This window comes from Porphyromonas levii (genome assembly GCF_018206105.1).
Lineage (GTDB): Bacteria > Bacteroidota > Bacteroidia > Bacteroidales > Porphyromonadaceae > Porphyromonas_A > Porphyromonas_A levii.
In genome coordinates this window covers 1-935 of the sequence record NZ_JADRGN010000091.1, presented here as the reverse complement: position 1 = coordinate 935, position 935 = coordinate 1, and the positions used below count along the sequence as shown (strand labels likewise).

The 935-nt window shown below is 40.9% G+C and carries 2 protein-coding genes; both read right to left on the bottom strand.

Annotated features, from left to right (window positions below; translation table 11 throughout):
• Positions 1-81: 81 nt before the first annotated feature.
• Positions 82-261 carry a 50S ribosomal protein L32 gene (gene rpmF, locus IX315_RS09615; protein WP_083900398.1) on the bottom strand — a complete coding sequence of 60 codons (180 nt, stop codon included), beginning with the start codon at positions 259-261 and terminating at the stop codon, positions 82-84.
• A 17-nt stretch (positions 262-278) separates the two neighbouring features.
• Positions 279-800 (bottom strand): YceD family protein, encoded by a 522-nt coding sequence (locus IX315_RS09610; protein ID WP_244973144.1) that lies wholly within the window; start codon positions 798-800, stop codon positions 279-281.
• Positions 801-935 lie beyond the last annotated feature (135 nt).

Sequence of the window (935 nt, the reverse complement as noted above, 5' to 3'; positions counted from 1 at the left end):
TCACAGCACAGTAAAAAAAACGAAAGCAGAGCCACTCCGAAGAGTTGCTCTGCTTATTATGATCACCAATAAGTGCAATACTTAAGCGTCTACCTCAATAGCTATCTGACCGCGGTAATAGCCACACTCAGGGCATACGGTATGATAAACATGGTAAGCACCACAGTTAGGACACTTAGCTAGTGTTGGAGCAGTAGCTACGTCATGAGTTCTACGCTTCCTGGTCTTAGACTTCGACTGACGTCGTTTTGGATGTGCCATAATCGATATTTATATTACTAATTATTATTCTTACTACTCAATTCACGCTTTAGCTCAGCCCATCGAGGATCCTCCTCCTCATTACGAGGCTCTTCTGGAGTCAGGTATTTCACCATCTCAGGGTCACAATCCTCTATCTCATGCATTCTCTGGATTGGCAAGTGCAGTGCCAGGAGCTCATAGGCAATCCAAGAGAAGTCATAAATAGGATTTTGTGCATCAAGCGTAATCACTTCATCATCAACATCATTAAGAGAGTCACCAATAACGATATCCACTAACTCCACCGCATCTATATCAATAGACAAAGGTTGCAAACACCTATCACACTCTACAGACACTTCTCCAACATAATCAAACGACAATTGGAAACGATTAGTATCAAGAGGAGATACAGTTAGAATCAAACTCACATCTCCACCAAGAATCTCTCCGCCCTCATTTCGAGCAAAGAAATCATCCCCAAGAAGTAGCTCAATGCTTTCTGCCTCCTTAGGGAAGTGAGTGAAGTCAAGAGTAAAATCGTTACTTAGTCTCATAAAAATGAGCATAGGAAGTACCTACACCAAAACGTTGCAAAGATACACAAAAAAGAAGAGATATAAAAGCATTCTTCAGTGAAATCTGAGAATGACTGTAGTCATGGCATAGATACGATATAGGTTTACAAAAAT

Coding starts and splice junctions, on each gene's coding strand:
- IX315_RS09610 (WP_244973144.1), bottom strand. CDS start 800: ATGAGACTAAGTAACGATTTTACTCTTGACTTCACTCACTTCCCTAAG.
- rpmF (WP_083900398.1), bottom strand. CDS start 261: ATGGCACATCCAAAACGACGTCAGTCGAAGTCTAAGACCAGGAAGCGT.